Genomic DNA, 24,066 nt, shown 5'->3' on the forward strand with positions numbered 1-24,066 from the left:
CATTTAGTAGATTGTTTTTTAGTGTTTTACACATATTTATTTAAAACAAAGATTTAATAATAATCTACTGGTTACATTTGTAATTTGGTTGCTAAAATCAGTTTGATTACATTTGTAAACCATAACTAAACCTCATGTAATTTACAATGGTAAACACAGAAGACTTCTCCAAAAGGCTGCATAAAATACTCGAATACTACGAGCTATCTGCTGCCGGTTTTGCCGACAAAATAGAAGTTGGTCGTTCCTCTATTTCGCATATTTTGTCTGGCAGAAATAAACCGAGTTTAGACTTTGTAATGAAGGTTATTAAATCCTTTCCGGAGGTAGAATTATATTGGCTTTTAAATGGAAAAGGAAGCTTCCCTCCCAATAATGAATATTTAGCTTCAACTGAAGCAAAAGAGCAAGTAAATGCAAACGCAACTTTACCCGAACAAAAAATTCAGGAGAAAAACGAAGCTCCATTCACTTTAGCGCAGCAAGGCAAAAATAAACCTATTCGAAAAATTGTTATTTTTTATGAAGATGGGAGCTTTGAAGCCTTTGAAAATTGATAATTCAAGTAAAATAAGCTTATTTTGCATTACAAAGAAATTGCAATAATGAAAAAGCTCTTACCTCTATTAAGTTTTATTTTTGTTTTCACAGGCTGTTTTGAACCGGAAAGAAATTGTGCCGATTACAGAACCGGTACTTTTGAATTTAAAACCTATTTAAATGGTGATTTAGTTACTTCCACTTTTATTAGAAACGATTCTATTGAAATCGATAAATTTCAGGGCAAATCTGACACCTCATCGGTAAGATGGATAAACGATTGCGAGTATATACTTAAGAACCTCAACCCTGAGAGTATGGCCGAGGAAAAACCTATTCATATGAAGATATTAACCACTAATAAAGATGGCTACACTTTTGAATACGGTATTGTGGGCCAGGATAAAAAACAACGTGGATCTGTAGAACGGGTTAAATAATTAACTCATTTTACCAAAGAAGCATTCAGTGGAATTATTTTTTGGATTTTGAAACAATCCCCGTGCTCCCGATAACAATCGGGATGAACCCTAACTATGGAGTGGACTACTCTTTTTTCGAAAAATTCTTTTTAAGCAATTGATTTTGCTCTTCCATTAACTGGTTCATCTTCGCTAAAAGCTCAATATCTTTTGGGGTAACTTCTCGTTTATCTTTAGGATTTTCGGCTTTGGCCCTAAACCTATTCATAAATTTAATTACAAGGAATATTGTAAAACCAATAATAAGAAAGTCCAGAAAAGCTTCAATTAAAGCTCCATAACCTATTGCCACTTCCTCTATAGCCGATACACCTTCTGCTTCTGGAGTGCCAGGTCGCAGCACCCATTTTTTATCGGCGAAATCAATTCCATTGGTTAAAAGGCTTAGCGGTGGCATCACCACCTCTTTTACCAGGGTATTTACAACAGAGTTAAAGGCAGTACCTATTATGATACCTACTGCCATATCTACCATATTTCCTTTTATGGCAAACTCTTTAAATTCTTTTATTATACCCATTATTCGTCAAATAAGGTCCCCTGGCTTTCAGAAGACTCCCCTTTGTTTTCCTTTTTTCTAATATTGTTAATTTTTATTTTTTCGTCTGAAACGGCTTCATCATAAATTACCTCAATCTCTTCCGCCGGGGTTTCTTCTTCCTCTTCATAAGGTAAAGGATCTAATGGATTTATCTGTTTTACTTTTTCCGTAGTTAACTGGTTTCCAAGAGCCTTAATCCCTTTTATTGAAATAAACTCTTCAATATTAATTTCTTCGTTAGGACGCTGATCTTTACCTCGTTGTTTGGCAAATACAATCTCTGCCTGGGGATAAAAATCAGTAGAAACCAATTCCAAATAAGAGTTTTCATGATCACTAATAAACTTCTCTTCCTTCTCCGGATTTTCAATTAAAAAACGTTTCACATAAAAGCGTTCTTTTTCCGGTTCCCAGTAAATTGCCGAAATAGGTTTTTTAGGCATCCATTTTTCTAAAACTACCATTTCTTCATCAAAACGAGTGGTTAGTTCAGGAGTTATAGTTTTTGCAGTACCATCCTGAGTAATGATTAAAATTCTATCTTCTCCTTTAAATTCTCCCAAAAGCTCACCCCGTTCATCTACGTTTAACCTTTTTACCGTTTCATCAAACCAAATTTTTCTGGGTTTTAGAGTAGACACCCCTTCTTCTTTAAGTTCTATACGTTTTACTGCATATTTGGTAACAATATTTCCTTTTACGTTTCTGCCTTTAATAAGCATATCGGCAAAGTCTACATCAAATTTCAACTTTTTTATGCTGCCCACCTGTCTTAAAAAGATCGTAACTACTTCGGCCTCACCGTTAGGGTTTGCTGTAAAATAATGAACTTTTGAGTCCTTTTTTCCCTGAGTTAAATCATATTCTCTATCTCTGGTTACAGAAGTTACCGCAAAACGTTTAATGTAAGACGCACCACCTTTACCATCACGGTAAATCATATTATAAATGGTACGCTTATCTTTTTTCTTAAAAATGGCAACATGAATAATATCTTTTCCTATAAAAGTTTTGGTATCCACCTTAGTGACCATCATCTTACCATCGGCAGTAAAACAAATAATATCATCTATATCACTACAGTCGGTTACATATTCGTCTTTTTTAAGCGCAGTACCAATAAAACCTTCTTTACGGTTTACATAAAGTTTAGAGTTTCTAATCACCACCTTAGTGGCTTCAATATCATCAAAAATACGAAGCTCGGTTTTTCTGTCTTTTTCCTGTCCGTAATCTTTTTTAAGTTTAGTAAAATAGGCTACGGCATAATCTACTAGATTATCCAGATGATGTTTCACCCTGGCAATCTCATCTTCCAGTGCCTCTATTTTTTGCTGTGCCTTATCTAAATCGAATTTTGAAATTCGTTTAATTCTAATCTCGGTAAGCTTAGTAATATCTTCCCTGGTTACGGCACGTTTTAAATGTTTTATATGTGGTTTTAATCCTTCGTCTATCGCGTTAATAACTCCATCCCAGGTTTCCTCTTCTTCAATTTCTCTATAGATTCGTTTTTCGATAAATATTCGTTCTAAAGATGAAAAGTGCCATTGCTCTTCCAGTTCTTCGAGCGTGATCTCTAACTCCTTTTTTAACAGGTGAAGGGTATGATCTGTAGAGCTTCTCAATATTTCTGAAACGCCAAGGAAAATTGGTTTGTTATCTATAATTACACAACCAAGTGGCGCAACCGAGTTTTCACAATACGTAAATGCGTAAAGAGCATCTATAGTTTTATCTGGAGAGATATTGTTTGGTAAATGGATAAGGATCTCTACTTCTGCAGCAGTGTTATCTTCAATCTTCTTGATCTTAATTTTACCTTTATCGTTTGCCTTTAAAATAGAATCTATAAGACTTGTGGTAGTGGTTCCAAAGGGAATTTCAGTAATAGCCAAGGTATTTTTATCATACTGGCTAATTTTAGCCCTAATTCTAACCCGTCCACCGCGTTTTCCATCATTATAATTAGAGATATCGGCAATACCACCGGTTGGAAAATCTGGGAATAAAGTAAATTTTTTACCCTTTAAATGCTTTATAGAAGCATCTATAAGTTCATTAAAATTATGCGGAAGTATACGCGTGCTTAAACCAACTGCAATTCCTTCGGCTCCCTGTGCCAGTAACATAGGAAACTTTACCGGTAAATTAACCGGCTCTTTCTTTCTACCATCATAAGAAAGTTGCCACTCGGTTAGCTTCGGGTTAAATAGCACTTCCAGGGCAAATTTAGATAATCTAGCCTCGATATATCGAGGTGCTGCAGATCGGTCTCCGGTTAAAATATTACCCCAGTTCCCCTGCGTATCTATAAGAATATCCTTCTGGCCCATTTGCACCATGGCATCACCAATACTGGCATCACCGTGTGGGTGGTATTGCATGGTATGCCCAACAATATTGGCCACTTTGTTATAACGCCCATCGTCCAAATCTTTCATGGAGTGCATGATACGGCGTTGCACTGGTTTAAAACCGTCTTCCATTGCGGGCACTGCACGTTCCAGAATCACATAAGAAGCATAATCAAGAAACCAGTCTTTATACATCCCGGTAACTTTTATAAGTTCTTCTTTTGGTTGCTCTAAATGTTCGTCTTTAGCTTCTCCCTGGTTGTCTTCCATTAAGCTGTAGTTTTTTGATTTTCCACTATTTTCTGCATTGAAGCTACCATGCCTCGCTTCTTCTTTTTAGTAAGAAAAGTAGTGTTAAAAGTATATTTCTTGTAACCGCGTCTTCTACGCGAACTTATATATATTGTAACTGCGGAATAAAAAAAGTAATCGCTAAACCTAAATTTCCCTAATTTTCTTTTTGGAAATTCTGCTTTCTTTACTCGATATTCCATAAATTTTGAAAAGAAAACCCCATTATTCTTTAAGTTAAGTGTCTCCCCATCACTGTCAAATTCAAAACTCTGACCTACCTTATGCACATACAAACCAAGTATGAGTACTACAATATTGGGTACATAATGACTAAACTTAACCGGCTCGTCGGTACCCATTAGCTCTATATTTACAAAAATATTGGTCACGAACACCGCCACCAAAACAATGTAAATAGAGGGAATTATTTTTACTTCGTTTCTATTGGTGAACCTCATAGGCCTAACTCTTCAATAAGATCAAGTTCAACTTTAAGGTTGTCTATAATAAACTCCTGCCTGTCGGGTGTGTTTTTTCCCATATAGAAATTAAGCATTTCGTCTATAGACTTTTCTTTATCTAACATCACCGGGTCTAAACGAATATCTTCTCCAATAAAATGTTGGAATTCATCGGGAGAAATTTCACCCAAACCTTTAAATCGGGTTATTTCTACTTTTCCACTTAACTTATCTACCGCATTTCTCCTTTCGGTTTCACTATAGCAATAAATAGTTTCTTTTTTATTTCGCACCCTAAATAGCGGTGTTTGCAAAATATATAAATGGTTTTCTTTAATTAACTCAGGAAAAAATTGAAGGAAAAAAGTAATAAGTAATAATCTAATATGCATTCCATCTACATCGGCATCAGTAGCTATCACTATATTGTTATACCTAAGATCTTCCAGGGATTCTTCAATATTTAGTGCGGCCTGTAGTAAATTAAACTCTTCATTCTCATAAACAATTTTTTTACTTAGTCCATAGCTATTTAAAGGTTTCCCTTTTAAACTGAAAACAGCCTGAGTATTTACATCGCGGGATTTGGTAATAGAACCACTGGCCGAATCTCCCTCGGTAATAAACAAGGTAGTTTCTAAATAGCGTTCTTTTTTACTATCTCCAAGATGAATGCGGCAGTCACGTAATTTTTTATTGTGTAAGCTGGCTTTTTTCGCTCTGTCTTTTGCTAATTTTCTAATTCCCGAAAGGTCTTTACGCTCTCTTTCGGCCTGTAAAATTTTTCGCTGAAGCCTATCTGCAGTCTCCTGATTTTTATGTAGGTAGTTGTCGAGCTGTGTTTTTATAAAATCGTTAATATAGGTACGTACAGTGGGCATATCTCCGCCCATATCTGTAGAACCTAATTTTGTTTTAGTCTGACTTTCAAAAACAGGCTCCATTACTTTAATGCTTATCGCCGCAACTATAGATTTTCTAATATCGCTTGCATCGTAATTTTTGCCAAAGAATTCACGTACAGTTCTCACAATAGCCTCCCTAAAAGCTGCCAAATGTGTCCCTCCCTGAGAGGTATTTTGTCCATTTACAAAAGAATGGTATTCTTCGCTATATTGAGCCTTACTGTGTGTAATGGCAACTTCAATATCATCGCCTCGTAAATGAACAATTTCATATAAGCGTTCATCTTCATGAATACTGTCCTTTAAGAGGTCTTTAAGTCCGTTTTCTGAATAAAACTTTTCACCATTAAAAATTATGCTTAGCCCGGGGTTCAGGTACACATAATTCTTAAGCATCTTTTCTATATATTCATTTCTGAATTTAAAGTTTTTAAAAATAGTCTCATCGGGCACAAAAGTTACCTTAGTTCCTCTACGGCGGGAAGTCTCATCAAGATGTTCTTCATCTTTTAATTCTCCTTGTTCAAACTCGGCTGCCCGAGATTGACCATTTCTGGAAGATTCTACCCTAAAATAAGATGAAAGTGCATTTACGGCTTTTGTACCAACACCATTTAAACCTACAGATTTTTTAAAGGCACGGGAATCATATTTACCTCCCGTATTCATTTTTGAAACAACATCAACCACCTTCCCTAGCGGGATACCACGACCATAGTCCCTAACAATAACACGCTGATTTTGAACTGAGATCTCTATAGTTTTTCCAGATCCCATTACAAATTCATCTATACTATTATCCAGCACCTCCTTCAAGAGAATATAAATTCCATCGTCTGCACTGGAACCGTCCCCCAGCTTACCAATGTACATTCCGGGACGCATTCTAATATGTTCTTTCCAGTCTAAAGACCGTATATTATCTTCAGTATACTTTGTTTCCTGGCTCATAAGTAATTCATGGAGTTGTGCTGCTAATATAAGGCATAGCCCAAAAAGTTAAAACAAACCCGGGCTATTTTAATTAACAAAGATTTAAAATTAATGTTAACTATAATTTAAGTGATAACTATTTTGAAGGACGTTTTACCAAATTAACCCAAAACTCTTCAATTTTTGCGACGGCTTTTATAAAATCATCTACTTCTAAGGGTTTTGTTATATAGCAATTTGCATAATTTCGATATGAGTTATCTATATCTTCTTTTGATGAAGAAGTGGTAAGCATAATCACCGGAATTTTACGGAAATCTTTATGCTGCTTTATATATTTTAAAAGTTCATGTCCATTCATTTTTGGCAGATTTACATCTAACAAAATTAAATCGGGCGCAATAGCTTTCACGTATTTCCCTTCTTTGTTCAAAAAGTCTTTAGCCTCTTTTCCATCTCTAACCACACTTAATTTATTCAGAATTTTTCCCTCCTCCAATGCTTCAGAGGTTAAGAGTACATCCCCTTCATTATCTTCAACTAAAAGAATGTGGATAGGTTCCATAATTTTTTAGACTTTTGTGTTATATGGTAAAGATATTAATAATTATCGCTAAATAAAATCAATGTAATTTTACAGAAAAACACACAAAAACATTGAATTAACGTTAATTTTCAATAAAATTCTTCGATATAGTAAAATAAAACACACTACCCGTTCCTTCTTCTGATTCCAACCATATTTTACCACCAAGATTTTCTATGATTTTTTTGGTTACCGCTAATCCCATTCCTGTACCGGAATATTCTTCGCGATGATGCAAGCGTTGAAAAATAACAAAAATACGCTCAAAATATGCGGCATCTATGCCAATACCATTATCTTTTATACTAAATTCCCAATAATCTTTGGTTTCCTTAAATTTTATGCTTACCTCGGCTGCTATTCCTTCTTTACTATATTTAATTGCGTTGCCAATTAGGTTCTGAAACACCTGTCTTACCGGACTTTTAGGTGCTTTGATTAAAGGTAGATTAGCGTTTATGATCTTTACCTTTTTATCCAGGATTTTTTTTCTATATAAATGCTTTACATCATCAATTATCTCATTTATATCAATTACCTCTAATTTATCTTCGGTTCTACCAACCCTTGAAAACTCAAGAAGATCCAGGATAATTTGGCGCATGCGCTTTGCTCCATCTACGGCAAAATCTATATAAAGCAATCCTTTTTGATCTAACACTTCAGCGTATTTCTTTTCTAATTGCGTAAGAAATCCGGTTATCATGCGCAAAGGCTCCTGAAGGTCATGAGAAGCTACGTAAGCAAATTGTTCTAGTTCTGCATTCGAAACAGCCAATTCTTTAGCTCTCTTCTTTAAATCTGAATTTAACTTTTCAAGAGATATTTCATATTGCTTTTTACGGGTAATATCCTGCATTGCCCCTACCATTCTAATTGCTTTCCCGTTATTTCTAACCACAAATCCCCTATCAAAAACATCTAAATACTGTCCGCTAATATTCTTGTACCTGTATTCTTCCTCCCACAGTTCACTATCATCATTTATAGCATTTTTAAGGCTTATATCAACTCTATCACGATCATCAGGATGAATATTTTCATACCAAACACTTAAATTAGGTGGTAATTTCTTAAGGCTATGTCCAAATAATTTTTCAAAACCCGCGCCCCAAATTACACTTTCATCTATTAAGTTGTAGTCCCAAATGGCATCAGATGTTGCCCTGGTAACATAATGGTACCTTTCGTTAGCTGCTTCCAGCTCCTTTTCGTAAACCCTTAATTTTGTAAGATCCCTAAGTACCCCAATCATTCTTTTAGCCTCCCCGGATTCATCCCTAATGATATAGCCATTTTCAATAATATCAAGAAAATTACCCGCTGAAGTCTGAAAACGATATTCTGCATACCACTTATTTGTATTCTTATTTTTAAGGGTGATCTCTAAGCCCCTGGTTATTTCATCTACATCTTCAGGGTGTATTGATGATAGCCATTTACTAAAAGGAAACTTTTCTTCCTGTTTTTGAAATTTAAACATCTTATAAAACCCATCACCCCATTGTATATCATCTGTTGGGATGTCCCAATCATACATCGCATCTTCGGTGGCCTTATTAACAAACTCATACAATTGATTGCTGCGTTTCAAAGCAATTTCATTAAGTTGAAACTCTATAATTAATTGTAATAAACCTATAGAGCGACTAATCTTTCTTTCTTCCTGAATTTTATTAGGCTCAGGGTCATGTTTGTAAAAAACAGCCAAAACCGCCATGGTGTTTCCCATTATATCAACCAGGGGATAGGACCAACAAGAATCGATTTTATTTTCTTTTGCCAAGGTTTTTAGGTTAGAATCTACTGCATTATCAATTTTTGAAATTAGTGATTTCCCATTCTCACCTAAAGCACATATTTCTGTACTATCGTTTATTTCACGCCCATTTAATGCTTTACTTAGTTTAGAAGGTATAGCTCCTGAAGCCCAATTAAATAGTTTATTCTTTTCAACTTTTTGTATTACGAAATAAGTATTGGAGTTTATTTTTTCCAGGTTTTCTAAATAAAAATTAAGAATTTTAGTTAAGCGAAAAGCGTTGTTAAAATTCATTTCCAAAACCTCACGTTCCAGGTTCTCCTGTTCACGAAATTGTTTCTTTTCGGTAACGTCCCTGGCATTAGAAACTATACCTTTAACAGAAGAGTCCTCTAATAAGTTTGTAAGGGTGGTTTCCAACCATAACCAGGTATTATTTTTATGCCTAATTCTAAAGGGCTTAATCGGCACTCTCTTTTGGAAAAGCACCTCATTATATTTTGCTTTTACCCGGTCCACATCGGCAGGATGAATTAAATCGAAAGCATTTTTATTCTTGATTTCTTCTGAATTATATCCCAGAACATGGGTTGACGTTGGACTAACATAGTGATACCCTCCATCCTTATCTAATACAGCTATGAGATCACTGCCATCCTGAACAAGACTTTTAAAACGTTTTTCACTTAAATGAAGCTTCTCTTCTATTTGTTTTCTTTGAGATATATCTGTCAATATTCCTCTTAACCATCTTACTTTCCCATTTTCCTTGACTACCGATACCATATCGCTCAACCACAGATAAGTGCCATCTTTTTTGAGCATTCGATATTCAAAACTATGATTTTGGCCTTTTTTTGTTTGATTAAGACAAAATTGAACCGCTTCCTGCCTGTCTTTCGGATGAATATGATCCTGCCAAAAAGAAGCATCATGATACCACTCTTCCGGTTCATAGCCTAAGATATCGGTAACCTGATGACTAACAAAAGTAAACTCAAAGGTTTCAGCATCCATTTCCCAAAAAACACCTTGAATACTTTGAATTAAGCTACGGTATTTTTCTTTGGTTTTATTAAGCTCAAGCTCCGTTTTGTATTTTTCAGAAACATCTATTCCAATACATTGGATCTCGGTAGGATGACCTTCTGAATTTGTTAAGCTTACAAAATCCCAAAGTGTTGTTCGTATGCTACCGTCTTTTCGCGCTTTTTCTAACTTTATTTGAAATATTTGGTTTGGATTTTCTTTACACTTACTTACAGTTTTTTTTAGTTTTTCATGATCTTTCTTTATAACTGTTGTTAAGCAACTTTTACCGAGTAAGTCACCACCTTCTGCGATCCAATTAAAATCTTCCTCAAATTTTTTATTATAATAAGTATAATTCCCTTCAATATCGGTTCTAATCACATAGTTGGTTTGTGATTCTAATAAATTTCGCTGTCTGGATTCGTTTAATTGAAGTATATCATAAGCTAATTTTTCTTGCGTAACATCCATAATTATAGCATCCCAAATTACACTACCATCAGAAAACTTATTAGGAGAACCAACACTTCTGTTCCACCTAATACCTTTTTTAGGATGCTTTATACGCCACTCGTGAGACCATAAATTTAAATTTTTAGATGAATCTGCAAAGCTTCGTCTAATTTCATCCATATCCTCTTCATGAAACAGCTTCCATACTTTATCATTATCCCTAACTGCATCTTTTGATGAAATTCCCCAAAGATCTATAGCACCTTCGCTTACATATATTAGCTCATCCTCCCCATTAGGTTTTAGCTTATACCTAAAAACAACGCCAGGGATGTTATTGTTTATATTTTTAAGTCTTGTTTCTGCCTGTTTACGTGAAGTAATATCTTGTGTAGCTCCATATATCCGAACACATTTACCTTCTTTAAATTCTGGTTTACCTGTAGCCCTTATCCATTTATCATTCTTTTTTGCGGTAGTAATTTCTAATTCAAGATCGAACTCCTCCCCTGTTTCTACTGCCTTCCTTACAGCGCTCCTTATATTAGTTTGATCTCTTTTAGTTTTATAAAAATCTATAGCAACCTCCAATTTTGGCTTGAAATTTTCGGGCACCTCATGAATCTGTTTTACCATACTGGACCAGTATACCGTCTGACTTTCCAGGTTAAATACCCAACTACCTATTTGGGCAACTTCCTGGGTCTCTTCTAATAACCTTTCATTATCCTGAAGCTTTTTTAATGAGGTCTGCTCTTTTTTTCTAGCTAGAACCAGTTCAGTGATATCTCTAAATCTCTGTAAAATTAATATCACCCCATGCTTATCTTTAATAGGAATATTATCTACTTCCAAAACTTTAGTCTTTAAACTACCGGTTTCAGTATCACGAGATTTATACTCCAGTTCCAAAATCTGATCTGCCTCTACCAACTCCAAAACTTTGGCCAAAGATTTTTTAAGTATGTCAAAACCCTTCTGCCCAAGGCTTAGTTTTTCAAAAAACTCAAACAAATCGTTCCCTAAAATTTTATGTTTTGCTATTTCAGTTTTTTCCTCAAAAGACCGATTTGCTTCTAATATTTTAAACTCTCCATTATGTGGTTGCAACAATAGACAGCTATCTGGAAAAGAATGAAATATCTCCTTTAATTGACTGGGGTTTATCATTATAAATAGAGTTATGGGGCTTAATATTTAAATGAAGTTTATTTCTTGTTTAAATTACTTAAAATCTACTAAAAAAACTCATCTACTTAAAGAAAAAGAGACAGTTTATATTCGGTTATTCACTTTACTTAATAAAAGAAATTTATCCTATTAGTTATCGAGACTCCAGGGTTGCCTCAAAATATAAAAATAATGCCATTTAACATCTGGTTAAATTTACACCCTTTGCCGGTACCAATAAAGATTTTCCAACCCTGAAAAATTAGGTATTAAACAAAAAAGATCCTGCTTTATTAAAACAGGATCTTTTTTAAAATTGTATCTAATTAAACTGTACGGAGGTTTTCCCGTGAGAAATTAATTAAACTACCTCAGGCCAAGCCCGGGAGGCATTCGTTAGAAACCAACTTTAATTTCCAGGCAAGCCTTGGGGTAATATAATCTTTGGCAGCGCCAATAAAAAATTATCGAATTTCAAGACAAGCAATAGTAGTTAAGTCTCTACTTTTCGGCAAATAAGTTTATTACTCTTCGTGCATAAACTTTTGTTTCCCAAGTAATTCTTCTTCACTCTCTACATGCTCATCATCGGGAACACAGCAATCTACCGGACAAACCGCTGCACACTGTGGTTCTTCGTGAAAACCTTTACACTCTGTACATTTATCGGGTACGATATAATAAATCTCATCGCTAATAGGTTCTTGAGCCTCATTAGCATCAGCTTCCTTTCCATTAGGTAATACTATATTTCCTTCTAAATCGGTGCCGTCGGCATAACGCCAATCGTCTGCACCTTCATAAATAGCCGTATTGGGGCATTCGGGCTCGCAGGCTCCGCAATTTATGCATTCATCTGTTATAACAATTGCCATAGCTTTATTTCTTTCTAAATTATTAAACGTAAAACTTATGTGGTATTTCCCAGGTATTTTTAGGAGTTTGCCTGCTTAAGTTTTAATTTCGCGTTACAAATTTAAAGCCATTGGCTATCATAACCAAATATGGAAATGACAATCGAAGAAAGAAAATCATATTTTGTTGAAGTAGGAAAATTCTTGAGCCTATTTGGAGACAATTCTAGTGATTCAATAAAAATCACACCACAAAACGAAAGATTTTTTAATGAATTAAATGATAAAATAGATCAGGCTATTCATTATAATGGTTGGTTTACCCGTGAAAATGTGATTTTTTCACTTCAACAGTGGAGCAAGGCCTTAACCCCAAATAATTTAGAAACCTGGCTAAAACCTTACACGTTTAATCAGGAAAAACAAAAAACCGTAGCCATTGTAATGGCAGGAAACATCCCTTTGGTTGGATTCCACGACTTTATTTCGGTTTTAATTTCAGGACATAATGTACTGGTGAAGCAGTCTTCTAACGACAAGCAATTATTACCGGTTATTGCCAGTTTTTTAATAGATATCGCTCCCGAATTTAAAAACAGAATAAAATTTACTGAAGACAAGCTAGGCAGTTTTGATGCCGTTATCGCTACCGGTAGTGATAATACGGCACGTTATTTTGAATATTACTTTAAAGGAAAACCAAGTATTATTAGAAAAAACCGGAACTCGGTTGCCATACTTACCGGTAAAGAAAGTACAACTGAGCTGGAGGCCCTGGGAGAAGATATTTTTAGGTATTTTGGATTAGGTTGCAGAAATGTATCGAAATTATATGTCCCTGAAAATTACAATTTTGATGACTTTTTTAAAGCAATTTATTCCTGGAAAAATTTACTCAACTCAGCAAAATACACCAATAATTACGATTATAACAAAGCGGTGTATTTAATGAGTGAATTTAAACTTTTAGAAAATGGTTTTCTAATTTTAAAAGAAGATGAAGGCTTTGGCTCCCCCATCGCAACCTTGTTCTATGAAAAATACCAAAATGAAGCCCAGCTTCAAAAAACCCTTAAAGAGCATCAAGACAAACTACAATGCGTTGTTGGTAATGAAACCGAAGTAGGTTTTGGACAAACCCAACACCCCAGGTTATGGGAATACGCCGATGGAGTAGATACTTTACAATTTTTAGAAAAAATTTAAGTTAGGAAAGCTGATGCTTTAGATTTAAAATAATCAAATAAATTCAATACAAATCTTAATAGACTAACCCTCTTTTATAAACCAACTATGAAAAAACATAATTATAGCGCCGGTCCTTGTATATTGCCGCAAGAAGTTTTTAAAGAAGCCGCCAATGGTATTTTAGATTATCAGGGATCTGGCTTATCTATTATGGAAATTTCCCATAGAAGCCCTGCCTTTGTAGAAGTTATAGAAGAGGCTCGAAGCCTATCTTTGGAACTTTTAGGACTTAAAGATAAGGGATATAAAGCGCTATTCTTGCAGGGCGGTGCAAGTATGCAATTTTTAATGACTGCTTATAACTTATTAAATAAGAAAGCAGCCTATTTAAATACGGGAACCTGGTCTTCTAAAGCTATAAAAGAAGCTAAGCTGTTTGGTGAAGTAATTGAAGTTGCTTCTTCAAAAGATAAAAACTTCAACTATATCCCTAAAGATTATAAAGTTACAGCAGGAGTAGATTATTTTCATTGCACCAGCAATAACACCATATTTGGCACCCAAATAAAAGACTTTCCTCAAGTTGATGCGCCACTGGTTTGCGATATGAGTAGCGATATATTTTCCAGGGAATTAGACTTTACAAAATTTGATCTTATCTATGCAGGGGCCCAAAAAAATATGGGGCCAGCAGGAACTACCCTCGTAATAATCAAAGAAGATATTTTAGGAAAAGTAGAGCGTGAAATTCCATCAATGCTAAATTATAAGGTGCATTTGGAGAAAGACAGTATGTTTAACACCCCGGCTGTATATGCCATTTATGTTTCTCTTTTAACCCTACGATGGATTAAAAAGAACGGCGGAATTGCGGCTATGGAAAAAAGAAATGCTGAAAAAGCCGAGCTTTTATATAAAGAGATAGATCGTAATCCTTTGTTTAAAGGTTTTGCTGAAATAGAAGATCGCTCTATAATGAATGCTACTTTTAACCTTACAGACGAAAGTAAAAAAGAGGCTTTCGATAAACTTTGGAAAGAAGCTGGTATTAATGGACTTAATGGACATAGAAGCGTAGGTGGTTACCGTGCCTCTATGTATAATGCATTAGATATAGCAAGTGTAGAAGTACTTGTTAATGCCATGAAAAAACTAGAAAAACAATCTTAAAAATCATTTTATTAGGCCAATATACTATTGACTAATATAATTTTATACAGGGTAAATAAGCATAAACCTGTATCATATTCCCGTGCAAGGGATTAAACTATAAACCTATGAAGCCTGAAGATTTTTTTAAACAACCCGCAACCAAAACTGAAAATATAAAAATACTTGCAAACGACGGACTTTCCGAAGAAGGTGTTACACAACTTGAAAATGCAGGTTTTGAAGTAATAGCAGTTAAGGTAGCCCAGGAACAATTAGCTGAATATATCAATTCAAAAAAAATACAGGTTTTATTGGTTAGAAGCGCTACTACCGTAGATAAAGAGCTCATAAATGCCTGTAAGAATTTAAAATTAATAGGTAGAGCTGGTGTTGGCCTAGATAATATAGCCGTTGAATATGCCAAGAGCAAAGGAATTAAAGTTATAAACACCCCACTTGCAGCTTCAGATTCTGTGGCCGAATTGGTGTTTGCTCATCTTTTTAGCGGAGTTAGGAGCTTATTTGATTCTAATAGGAATATGCCTCTGGAAGGAGAATCGCGATTCAGAGAACTAAAAAAATCTTATTCAGCAGGAATTGAGCTAAGAGGAAAGACCCTTGGAATTATAGGTTTCGGCAAAATTGGACGTAAAGTGGCTAAAATAGCTTTAGGCCTTGGAATGAAGGTTATTGCTAGCGATAAAGAAGAGGGAGAAGTAAATATTACTTTAGAATTTTACAATCACCAAAATATAGCTATCCCAATTAAAACAGAACCTGTTGAAGAGCTAATAAAACATTCAGATTTTATAACATTGCACGTGCCGGCCCAAACTACCCCCCTAATTGGCAAAAAAGAATTTGAAGCCATGAAACCCGGCGTAGGTATTATTAATACGGCACGTGGCGGGGTAATTGATGAAGTTGCTCTTTTAGATGCCATAGAAGAAGGAAAAGTTTCCTTTGCAGGATTGGATACTTTTGAGGCTGAGCCAAGACCGGCAATCAAGCTATTAATGAACGAAAAACTTTCTTTAAGTCCACATATAGGTGCCTCTACCCTCGAAGCGCAACACCGCATAGGGATAGAACTCGCTCAACATATAATTTCGTATTTCAAAAAAAATAGAATATAATAAAGTTTTAACTTATAAAATTATTTAAAAAACGTAAATTCAACTTATTAAAAAAAAAACAATATGGCTTCTATACTAGATTTATTGAATACACAAGTTGGGGAACAGTTGGTAAATAAGGCCAGCGAAAAAACTTCTGAAGATAAAGGAAAAGTATCTACAGCACTTGGAATGGCTTTGCCATTAATTCTTGGTGCAATGAAAAGAAATACTAATGATGCAGAAGGTGCCAAAAGTTTGGATAAGGCCCTTCAAAGTGAAAAACATAATGGGGATGTTCTAAGCAATCTGAAAAACAGGGAAGCCGAAGAACTTAGCAGTGAAGGCAGTAGTATTTTAAGCCATGTTTTAGGTTCTAAGCAAAATGGAATAAGCAAAACCTTGGCCGGAAGCTTAAATATGGACGAAAACTCTGTAAACAAAATTCTTGAAATGGCAGCACCGGTTGTTATGGGGCTTTTAGGACAACAGAAACGAAAAGACAATGTTGGTGCTTCTGGCCTATCTGATTTACTGGGATCGGTAATGGGGTCCAGTTCCTCACACGACCAATCTATGCTGGAAACTTTATTGGATTCTGATGGGGACGGTAGTGTAATTGACGATGTAGCAGGTATGGTTTTAGGCGGCAAAAACCCTAAAAAAGGCGGAAGCTTACTCGGTGGTATGTTTGGTGGCAAATAAAGACACTTATAATTTTTCTTAAGGCTTTTATAAGTAAATTACCCCACATGGGTAGTCTACGAAGCATTAAATGAAAAAATATTTTTTGATTTTGAATTAAAAACCGGGCTATTCTTTACAATAAGTATCAAGTTCAAGAACCTCTCAAGTTGAGTTAAAAAGCAAGAATGAAGAATTTCATTTATATATTATTATTTGGTTTATTTTTATACAGTTGCGGAAGTTCCAAAAATAGAAAGTTGGGCGATTCCCAAATCAATGAAGATACCGTACGTATTGCAAACGATAGTTTAGAATATGAAATTATTATTATTGAGCCCGGTTTTAATTTATTTATAAATTCTGTTGCCAAGCCAGAGGGCTATTACTCCCAACAGTATTTAGAAAACAAAAACAAAATTTTAGTTTCAGATTATAATCAAAGGGTTAGCCAACCTCAAATTTATAATTCAGACTTATATCTTCAGGAAATAAACTACGATCCTTCAATAGATTATGGTTACGAAGTTAATTATTTACTCTACAATTATTTCGTATATTTTAGTCGACACTACAATCAAAGGTTTTCAGTACCTACGCGCATTTAACAATGTTTATTTTAATTCTTCGAAGCTTTTAGTATTTTTGCCGTATGAATAAATTAAAAAAGCGTTGGGGTATAGATTCTAACTGGCAAATTTTTATAATTATTATAGTATTTGCAATCACAGGATCTGTATCGGCTAAATTAGCCGGGCCCCTTTGTAATTTTTTAGGTATTTATCAAACAACTTCCCACTGGGCTGTTTATTGGGGTGTTAGAATTTTACTCATTTTCCCTATCTATCAGGTACTATTGGTTAGTTTTGGTTGGATCTTTGGCCAGTTTACATTCTTTTGGGCTTTTCAAAAGAAGATGTTAAGCCGGTTAGGTCTCTCAAAATTGTTTCAACAGTAACATTTGAAATTATTTAAACACATATTTGTTTGCTTAATTGCGGCGATGCTATTAATGCCTTCGGCTTTAAGTTTTTCGCATATTTTTAGCGGCCACGGCCATGAATTATGCGATAATTATGCCGCTGAACACTTTCATGCAACCAGTATTGATTGTGAGTTACACTCATTCAATAACAATCTGGCTCTCATTACAAGCTTCATTAATTTTGAAACCTTCGCTGAGAAGCGTGTAAAAAAACAATTTTTCGATTTTTATCAATTTTTAAGTGATTATCAAAGGCTTCCGTTTGAGCTTCGCGGCCCACCTATGCCTGCCTAACATTTCGATTTTTATTTGTTAGAAGTATAATTATTTAAAGATTTTGTATGAAAAGTTTACTTTTCTCATTGCTATTTATGGCAGTGACCCCTATTATATATGCCCAAAATACTTTTTCGGGCAAAATTACCAATACAGCAACCGGAGAACCTATATTTAGTGCCAACATTTACTTTCCTGAACTCAATAAAGGCGATATGAGTGATATAGACGGGAATTTTAGTATCGCTAATATTCCTGATGGAACATTTAAAGTATTGGTTTCATCTATAGGATTTGCGACCTATTCTAAAGAATTGAATTTTCCTGAAACTTCTAATTTAAATATCGTACTGGAAAAATCGGCCATAGAAATGGAAGAAGTGATCGTATCTACGCCTTTTCATCAATTGCAAAGTGAAAATGTAATGCGGGTAGAACGAGAAAATATCGCAGACTTAAATCAAAAAGGCGCCGTTACCTTAAGTGATGGAATTGCTCAGATAGCCGGGGTAGAAAGCTTAACTACAGGCGTGGGTATTGGAAAACCGGTAATAAGGGGCTTAAGCTCTAATCGCGTTTTGGTATATACCCAGGGAGTGAGGTTGGAAAACCAGCAATATGGAGACGAGCACGGGCTAGGAATAAGCTCTAAAGGAATTGAAAGTGTTGAGGTTATAAAAGGCCCTGCTTCCCTACTCTATGGCAGCGATGCCATTGGCGGGGTCCTTTACTTAAACCCTGAACGTTATGCCGCTGCAAACAAAACCAACGCCGAAGCAGATGTCAACTATTTTAGCAATACACAAGGCTACCAGGGAAGTTTAATGGCAAAAACTTCGGGAGAAAAGTTAAAGTTTCTTGCTCGTGGAGGTTACGCTACTCATAGCGATTATAAAACGGGAAATGGCAAAAGAGTTACCAATACCCGTTTTAATGAAACCGATTTTAAAGCAGGGATTGGCTATCAGGATGCTAAATTTAAAACCGATTTAAGGTATAACTTTAACAAATCCAATATTGGAATACCCGAAGAAATTGGTACACAATCTACTGCTAAAGACCCTCTTCTTCCTTATCAGGAAATAGATAACCATATTGTAAGTTTAGACAATAAAATTTATTTCAAAAATTCAAGTCTGGATTTTAAAATAGGTTATCAATATAATAACAGAAAAGAATTTGAAGAGCATCACCACGAGGAAGAGCACGGCACAGAAGAAGGTGAAGAACACGCTCTTGAGGAGGAAGGCGAAGATCACCCTGCTTTAGAAATGCATTTGGAAACTTTAAACTATAACCTTAAATATAATTTACCAAGAACCGGTAAGTTTGAAACAATTATAGGAGTTCAGGGAATGCACCAAACCAATACCAATTATGGAGAAGAACTTTTAATTCCTGACGCCACTACAACAGACTTTGGCGTATTTGCCACTACCCACTTGCACTTTGAAAAATGGGATTTTCAGGGCGGAATTAGGTATGATTTGAGAAATATTGATAGTGAAGCAGTAGAAGCTCATGAAGAAGCACATACTGAAGAAGGACACGAAGAAGAACACGAGCACGAAAGTGGTGAAATTGCAGCCTTGAATAATTCGTATAAAAGTATTAATGGTGCTTTAGGCGCAAAATATAATATTACAAGTAAACTTAGCGCCCGTTTAAATTTGGCTACCGGGTTTCGCGCTCCCAACCTATCTGAATTGACTTCTAATGGTTCTCACCACGGAACCAATAGATATGAGGTTGGAGATAATACCTTAGAAAACGAACAAAATTTTCAGGTAGACCTTTCTTTAGAATGGCGAAATAAGCATTTTGAAGCTTTTGTTAATGGTTTCCACAACACTATTAAAGACTATATTTATCTACAGCCTACCGGAGAATTAATAGACGAAAACCCTGTTTTTCAATACACACAAAACAATGCCGAATTATACGGAGGCGAAATAGGGCTTCATATTCACCCGCATCCACTAGACTGGTTACACCTGGAAAGTAGTTTTGAAACAGTTACCGGTAAAAGAAGCAATGGAGAATACCTACCTTTAATTCCTGCAAATTCTATTACAAATACCTTTAGGGTAGAGTTTGAAGACCCCGTAAAAAAAGTATACAGTAAATATGCGTTTGTACGTTTAAAAAATGTTTTTGATCAAAATAATGTGAGTGCCTTCGAAACCCGAACCGGAGGCTATGGCCTGCTAGGAGCCGGATTTGGAGGAGAGTTTTCCATTAATTCTACCAAAATGAGAATTGGAGTTAGTGCTAATAACATTTTAAATAAAAACTATATTTCGCATCTATCCCGTTTAAAACCAGACGGCATATCTAATATTGGAAGAAATTTTTCAGTTTCGGTTAATTGGATACTCTAATTTAGAGTTCAAGAATTGTTATAAATTGAAAATATTTGAATTGAAACAAAAAATGCCTCACAATTTTAAAATTGTGAGGCATTTTTTAATCTTTTAAATCTTCTTTATACCACGATTTTCTTTTTCCCTTTTATTTCGGGATTATTATTTTCTATATCATCTATATGGGTTAAATTCTTTTTATGGTCTTTCTTAAAATAACTGTAAGCAGCCACGCCCGCACCGGCAGCTAATGCACCAACGGCAAGAACACCGGCAGGTTTTCTGAGAATTGTTTTTCCTGCTTTATAAATAACGGCTCTCTTAAGCCATACTATCCCCTTTTCAATTACCTGATTATTCATAATTTTGTTTTATTACTTAGTATTGATTTACATTCTCAATATCACAGTAATCCACTGACAATAACGTTAAAAAGCTTTCAAATAACACAGTTTTAACGTCTTTAGACCAGTCAGTCTTGATAATTAGAAATATAAAAAGAGGCCAATATTAGCCTCTTTTATGATACTTTAAAAGTATCTTAATAGCTTTCTACTTCTATAGTTCTAGGTTGCGAGTGTCTATTCTTTTTCCAAACAAATGTGTAAAAATACATAAGGGTAAATGTTGGTATAATATCGGTTCCTGGAAGAATTTCTTCTAAAAAAACCAGTACCGAAGCTACTTTTCCTTTTTTACCGGGGTACATATCCCCCATTTTCTTTGCAGCATATGGAGCCCATAATAAATCCAGAAATGGTCCTATTAAAGGAATTGCCACAGTGACCATCCCTATAGCATCATACGCAAGGCTTTTTACAAATAGTTTATCTTTTAATAATTTCATTTTAAATACTTTTTAAGCTAATGAAGCAAATAAAGTGCCAATTCTCTATTTTAAATCTGAGCTAATGAGCTTTAAAAATTCATTTCTGGTTTCTATTTTTTCAAATTGCCCTCTAAAGCCAGATGTTGTTGTAGCACTATTTTGTTTTTGTACGCCACGCATCATCATACACATGTGTACTGCCTCTATAACCACAGCCACTCCTTTTGGTTTCATTGTTTTATTTATACACTCCAAAATATCGTGGGTTAAGCGTTCCTGCACCTGTAACCTTCTTGCAAAAACATCTACCACCCTTGGTAACTTACTTAAACCTACAATATGGCCGTTAGGGATATAAGCTATGTGGGCTTTTCCAAAAAACGGTAGCATATGGTGTTCACACATAGAGTACAACTCAATATCTTTTACCACTACCATTTCATCATAACTCTCCTTGAACATGGCTTTTTTTAAGATGGCTTCAGCATCCATTTTATAACCCTGGGTTAAAAATTGCATGGCTTTGGCCGCTCTTTCTGGTGTTTTTTCAATTCCCTCGCGCTTCACATCCTCTCCAATACCTTCAAGGATATTTTTGTAATTTTCCTGAAGGCCACCGGTAACTTCAATATTATATTCTTCTTTAAATTTATAAGCCATTTTTATTATTTCAATTTGTCTGAAAAGACTTCGGTTAGTTTTTTTATTTTAGGGTCTATTATATATTGGCAATAGGGTTGATCTCTGTGTTCATTATAGAAATTCTGATGCTCCTTTTCGGCGATATAAAACTCTTTTGCCGAGGTAACCTCTGTAACAATCTTATTTGTAAAAACCTCTTTTTTGTCAAGTTCAGCAATTATGGATTCAGCTTGCTCTTTTTGTGATTCTGAATGATAAAACACAGCACTTCTGTATTGCGTGCCTACATCATTTTGCTGCCGATTAAGCGTGGTAGGATCATGTGTTGCAAAAAAAACATATAACAATTCCTGAAAACTTATTTCCTGTGGGTTAAACTTAATTTGAATTGCTTCGGCATGACCGGTCCTGCCAGTTATTATTTCGCGATAAGCAGGATTTTTAATATTTCCACCTGTAAAACCTGAAACTACTTCCACTACTCCACTTAAACGTTGAAATACAGCTTCGGTACACCAAAAACAACCTCCTGCTAAAGTTGCTACTTCTAAATTTCCTGAATTCATAGCTTAATTTTGTTTAACAAATCTAAATAATTAATAAACAGAAATAGTAGATTTAACTTGATTTTAATTTAATGGTATTAGTGCTTACAAATAATCATCTTAACTTAATTCATTTAAAATCATCTTTAATACCTAAAATGATCAATCTACTTGAATTCATCAAAATTATACTATCTGCCTTTCATAGAAAAACAGATGACTTGAAATTAAATAATTGAAAGTTTAGCATGGAAACTCCATTCTAAAAAGATCACACGAAAAAAATAGCAATATCAAAACATATTCTATTCTTAGCTTGGGCATTCTGCTTAATTTGGCTAATTTTCACCAATTCTAAAAGAAACGTAAATAAGATAATAAAGATAGTAGTCTTAGCGTTATTTTGATTTCTTAAAGCCCGGGAGGGGCTTTTAATTTTGATATTAAGCCAACAAATGATTATAGCCAGGAATATTCATAAGTATTACGGAGACCTTCACGTATTAAAAGGTCTTGATCTCCATATTAAGAAAAGTGAAATTGTCTCCATAGTAGGAGCTTCCGGAGCCGGTAAAACAACTTTACTTCAAATTTTAGGAACCTTAGATAAACCAGAGAAAAATAAAGCATCTTCTCTTAAAATTAACGATACCAATATTTATCAACTTTCTTCAAAGGAATTATCTAAATTTAGAAATAAGAATATTGGTTTTATTTTTCAATTTCATCAACTACTGCCTGAGTTTACTGCACTGGAAAATATTTGTATCCCGGCTTATATTCACAATACACCAAAGAAAATTGCCGAAGAACGTGCAATGGAGCTTTTAGGCTTCCTGGGACTTAAAAACAGAGCTAATCATAAACCGAGAGAGCTTAGTGGTGGTGAACAGCAGCGTATTGCGGTAGCCCGTGCACTTATTAATAATCCTTCAGTTATTTTCGCCGATGAACCATCGGGAAATTTAGATACAGAATCTGCCGAAAACCTTCATCAGCTTTTTTTTAAACTAAGGGATGAGTTTGAGCAAACTTTTGTAATCGTAACTCATAACGAGGAGCTTGCGGATATGGCCGATAGAAAAATTACCATGCAGGACGGGAAAATTATTGATAAAAAAGAAATTTAATCGACTTGAAAAAAAGTGAACTGAAATCTTTTCTGGATTTCAAAGCCGACCAATACAATACCCCGGAATTTATTGAAACAGATCCAATACAAATTCCACATCTGTTCAGTAAAAAGGAAGATATTGAGATTGCCGGGTTTCTTACCGCAACAATTGCCTGGGGCAATAGAAAGAGTATTCTTAAAAATGCCCATCGGTTAATGGAAATGCTAGACCAGAGTCCGTATGATTTTGTTTCAAATCATTCAACAAATGATCTCGAAAACCTATCTGGCTTTGTGCATCGCACCTTTAACGAAACAGATCTGAGATTTTTTATTTCAGCTTTGCAAAACATCTATAAAAACCATGGTGGGATGGAAAATGTTTTTACGAAAAATGCTGAAAAAAATTCGCTGCAACCGGCCATACACGAATTCAAAAAAAAGTTCTTTGAAATTCCGCATGAGCCCAGAACACAAAAACATGTGAGTGATCCCCTCAAAAATTCGGCAGCCAAAAGAATTAACATGTATCTGCGCTGGATGGTACGCAATGATAAAACGGGAGTAGATTTTGGTTTATGGAAAAAACTTAATACTTCACAATTAAGCTGTCCTTTAGATGTGCATTCGGGGAATGTAGCACGTAAGTTAAACCTGTTAAAACGTAAAGCCAACGACGCAAAAGCTTTAACTGAGCTGGATAGTTCATTAAGAGAACTTGATGCTGTTGATCCTGTGAAATATGACTTTGCTCTATTTGGCTTAGGAGTTTTTGAAAAATATTAATAAAAATTTAACAAAAT

23 protein-coding genes are annotated in these 24,066 nt (G+C 34.9%); 12 read left to right on the forward strand and 11 right to left on the reverse strand.

Annotated features, from left to right (window positions below):
• Positions 1–146: 146 nt before the first annotated feature.
• Together GUB10_RS01000 and GUB10_RS01005 are read left to right on the forward strand one after the other, a co-directional pair.
• Positions 147–557, forward strand: coding sequence for a helix-turn-helix domain-containing protein (locus GUB10_RS01000; RefSeq protein WP_193709581.1), 411 nt, complete (start codon positions 147–149; stop codon positions 555–557).
• Positions 558–605: 48 nt separating this feature from the next.
• Positions 606–980, forward strand: coding sequence for a DNA topoisomerase IV (locus GUB10_RS01005; protein WP_193709582.1), 375 nt, complete (start codon positions 606–608; stop codon positions 978–980).
• Positions 981–1,086: 106 nt separating this feature from the next.
• Here GUB10_RS01005 and mscL read toward each other — a convergent pair whose 3' ends face one another.
• The 7 genes from mscL to GUB10_RS01040 all read right to left on the reverse strand — a co-directional run bounded on the left by mscL (position 1,087) and on the right by GUB10_RS01040 (position 12,391).
• Positions 1,087–1,542 carry a large-conductance mechanosensitive channel protein MscL gene (gene mscL, locus GUB10_RS01010; protein ID WP_193709583.1) on the reverse strand — a complete coding sequence of 152 codons (456 nt, stop codon included), beginning with the start codon at positions 1,540–1,542 and terminating at the stop codon, positions 1,087–1,089.
• Entirely contained in the window at positions 1,542–4,190 is a 2,649-nt protein-coding gene (locus tag GUB10_RS01015; RefSeq protein WP_193709584.1) for a DNA gyrase/topoisomerase IV subunit A, read from the reverse strand. The genes mscL and GUB10_RS01015 overlap by 1 nt, the downstream gene beginning before the upstream one ends.
• Positions 4,190–4,672, reverse strand: a complete 483-nt coding sequence (locus GUB10_RS01020; protein WP_193709585.1) for a hypothetical protein — start codon at positions 4,670–4,672, stop codon at positions 4,190–4,192. Before GUB10_RS01020 ends, GUB10_RS01015 begins: the two co-directional genes overlap by 1 nt.
• A complete protein-coding gene (locus tag GUB10_RS01025; RefSeq protein WP_193709586.1) occupies positions 4,669–6,531 on the reverse strand; it encodes a DNA topoisomerase IV subunit B in 1,863 nt (620 codons plus the stop codon). Before GUB10_RS01025 ends, GUB10_RS01020 begins: the two co-directional genes overlap by 4 nt.
• A 118-nt stretch (positions 6,532–6,649) precedes the next feature.
• Entirely contained in the window at positions 6,650–7,078 is a 429-nt protein-coding gene (locus GUB10_RS01030; protein WP_193709587.1) for a response regulator, read from the reverse strand.
• A gap of 103 nt (positions 7,079–7,181) precedes the next feature.
• The gene (locus GUB10_RS01035; protein WP_193709588.1) at positions 7,182–11,516 is read right to left on the reverse strand and encodes a PAS domain-containing protein; all 4,335 of its coding nucleotides are present in this window, start codon (positions 11,514–11,516) and stop codon (positions 7,182–7,184) included.
• A gap of 524 nt (positions 11,517–12,040) precedes the next feature.
• On the reverse strand, positions 12,041–12,391 hold the full coding sequence (locus GUB10_RS01040; protein ID WP_193709589.1) for a 4Fe-4S dicluster domain-containing protein: 351 nt from the start codon (positions 12,389–12,391) through the stop codon (positions 12,041–12,043).
• 135 nt (positions 12,392–12,526) lie between these two features.
• Between GUB10_RS01040 and GUB10_RS01045 the strand changes: the two genes are divergently transcribed.
• From GUB10_RS01045 to GUB10_RS01080, 8 genes are all read left to right on the forward strand, one after another.
• Entirely contained in the window at positions 12,527–13,576 is a 1,050-nt protein-coding gene (locus GUB10_RS01045; protein ID WP_193709784.1) for an acyl-CoA reductase, read from the forward strand.
• Between the two features lie 87 nt (positions 13,577–13,663).
• Positions 13,664–14,728, forward strand: a complete 1,065-nt coding sequence (gene serC / locus GUB10_RS01050; RefSeq protein WP_193709590.1) for a 3-phosphoserine/phosphohydroxythreonine transaminase — start codon at positions 13,664–13,666, stop codon at positions 14,726–14,728.
• Between the two features lie 155 nt (positions 14,729–14,883).
• Complete coding sequence (locus tag GUB10_RS01055; protein WP_193709785.1) at positions 14,884–15,846, forward strand: D-2-hydroxyacid dehydrogenase; 963 nt, start codon at positions 14,884–14,886, stop codon at positions 15,844–15,846.
• A gap of 63 nt (positions 15,847–15,909) precedes the next feature.
• On the forward strand, positions 15,910–16,530 hold the full coding sequence (locus GUB10_RS01060; RefSeq protein WP_193709591.1) for a DUF937 domain-containing protein: 621 nt from the start codon (positions 15,910–15,912) through the stop codon (positions 16,528–16,530).
• Between the two features lie 167 nt (positions 16,531–16,697).
• Positions 16,698–17,117, forward strand: coding sequence for a DUF6146 family protein (locus tag GUB10_RS01065; protein ID WP_193709592.1), 420 nt, complete (start codon positions 16,698–16,700; stop codon positions 17,115–17,117).
• A gap of 44 nt (positions 17,118–17,161) precedes the next feature.
• Entirely contained in the window at positions 17,162–17,467 is a 306-nt protein-coding gene (locus GUB10_RS01070; protein WP_193709593.1) for a DUF6787 family protein, read from the forward strand.
• A 3-nt stretch (positions 17,468–17,470) separates the two neighbouring features.
• Positions 17,471–17,788 (forward strand): hypothetical protein, encoded by a 318-nt coding sequence (locus GUB10_RS01075; protein ID WP_193709594.1) that lies wholly within the window; start codon positions 17,471–17,473, stop codon positions 17,786–17,788.
• 47 nt (positions 17,789–17,835) lie between these two features.
• Positions 17,836–20,151 carry a TonB-dependent receptor gene (locus tag GUB10_RS01080; protein WP_193709595.1) on the forward strand — a complete coding sequence of 772 codons (2,316 nt, stop codon included), beginning with the start codon at positions 17,836–17,838 and terminating at the stop codon, positions 20,149–20,151.
• A gap of 104 nt (positions 20,152–20,255) precedes the next feature.
• On the opposite strand, the gene GUB10_RS01085 is transcribed toward GUB10_RS01080, so the two are convergent.
• From GUB10_RS01085 to msrA, 4 genes are all read right to left on the reverse strand, one after another.
• Positions 20,256–20,495 (reverse strand): hypothetical protein, encoded by a 240-nt coding sequence (locus GUB10_RS01085; RefSeq protein WP_193709596.1) that lies wholly within the window; start codon positions 20,493–20,495, stop codon positions 20,256–20,258.
• A gap of 179 nt (positions 20,496–20,674) precedes the next feature.
• Positions 20,675–20,980, reverse strand: coding sequence for a hypothetical protein (locus GUB10_RS01090; RefSeq protein WP_193709597.1), 306 nt, complete (start codon positions 20,978–20,980; stop codon positions 20,675–20,677).
• A gap of 45 nt (positions 20,981–21,025) precedes the next feature.
• Positions 21,026–21,622: a GTP cyclohydrolase I FolE gene (folE, locus tag GUB10_RS01095; protein ID WP_193709598.1), complete on the reverse strand. Its 597-nt coding sequence runs from the start codon at positions 21,620–21,622 to the stop codon at positions 21,026–21,028.
• 5 nt (positions 21,623–21,627) lie between these two features.
• Positions 21,628–22,170 (reverse strand): peptide-methionine (S)-S-oxide reductase MsrA, encoded by a 543-nt coding sequence (gene msrA, locus GUB10_RS01100; protein ID WP_193709599.1) that lies wholly within the window; start codon positions 22,168–22,170, stop codon positions 21,628–21,630.
• A gap of 434 nt (positions 22,171–22,604) precedes the next feature.
• On the opposite strand from msrA, the gene GUB10_RS01105 reads away from it, so the two are divergent.
• Both GUB10_RS01105 and GUB10_RS01110 read left to right on the forward strand, forming a co-directional pair.
• A complete protein-coding gene (locus GUB10_RS01105) occupies positions 22,605–23,279 on the forward strand; it encodes an ABC transporter ATP-binding protein (RefSeq protein ID WP_193709786.1) in 675 nt (224 codons plus the stop codon).
• Positions 23,280–23,284: 5 nt separating this feature from the next.
• Entirely contained in the window at positions 23,285–24,049 is a 765-nt protein-coding gene (locus tag GUB10_RS01110) for a TIGR02757 family protein (RefSeq protein ID WP_193709600.1), read from the forward strand.
• The last annotated feature ends 17 nt before the right edge of the window (positions 24,050–24,066 follow it).

The sequence above is a fragment of the Salegentibacter sp. BLCTC genome, from assembly GCF_015143665.1.
GTDB lineage: Bacteria > Bacteroidota > Bacteroidia > Flavobacteriales > Flavobacteriaceae > Salegentibacter > Salegentibacter maritimus.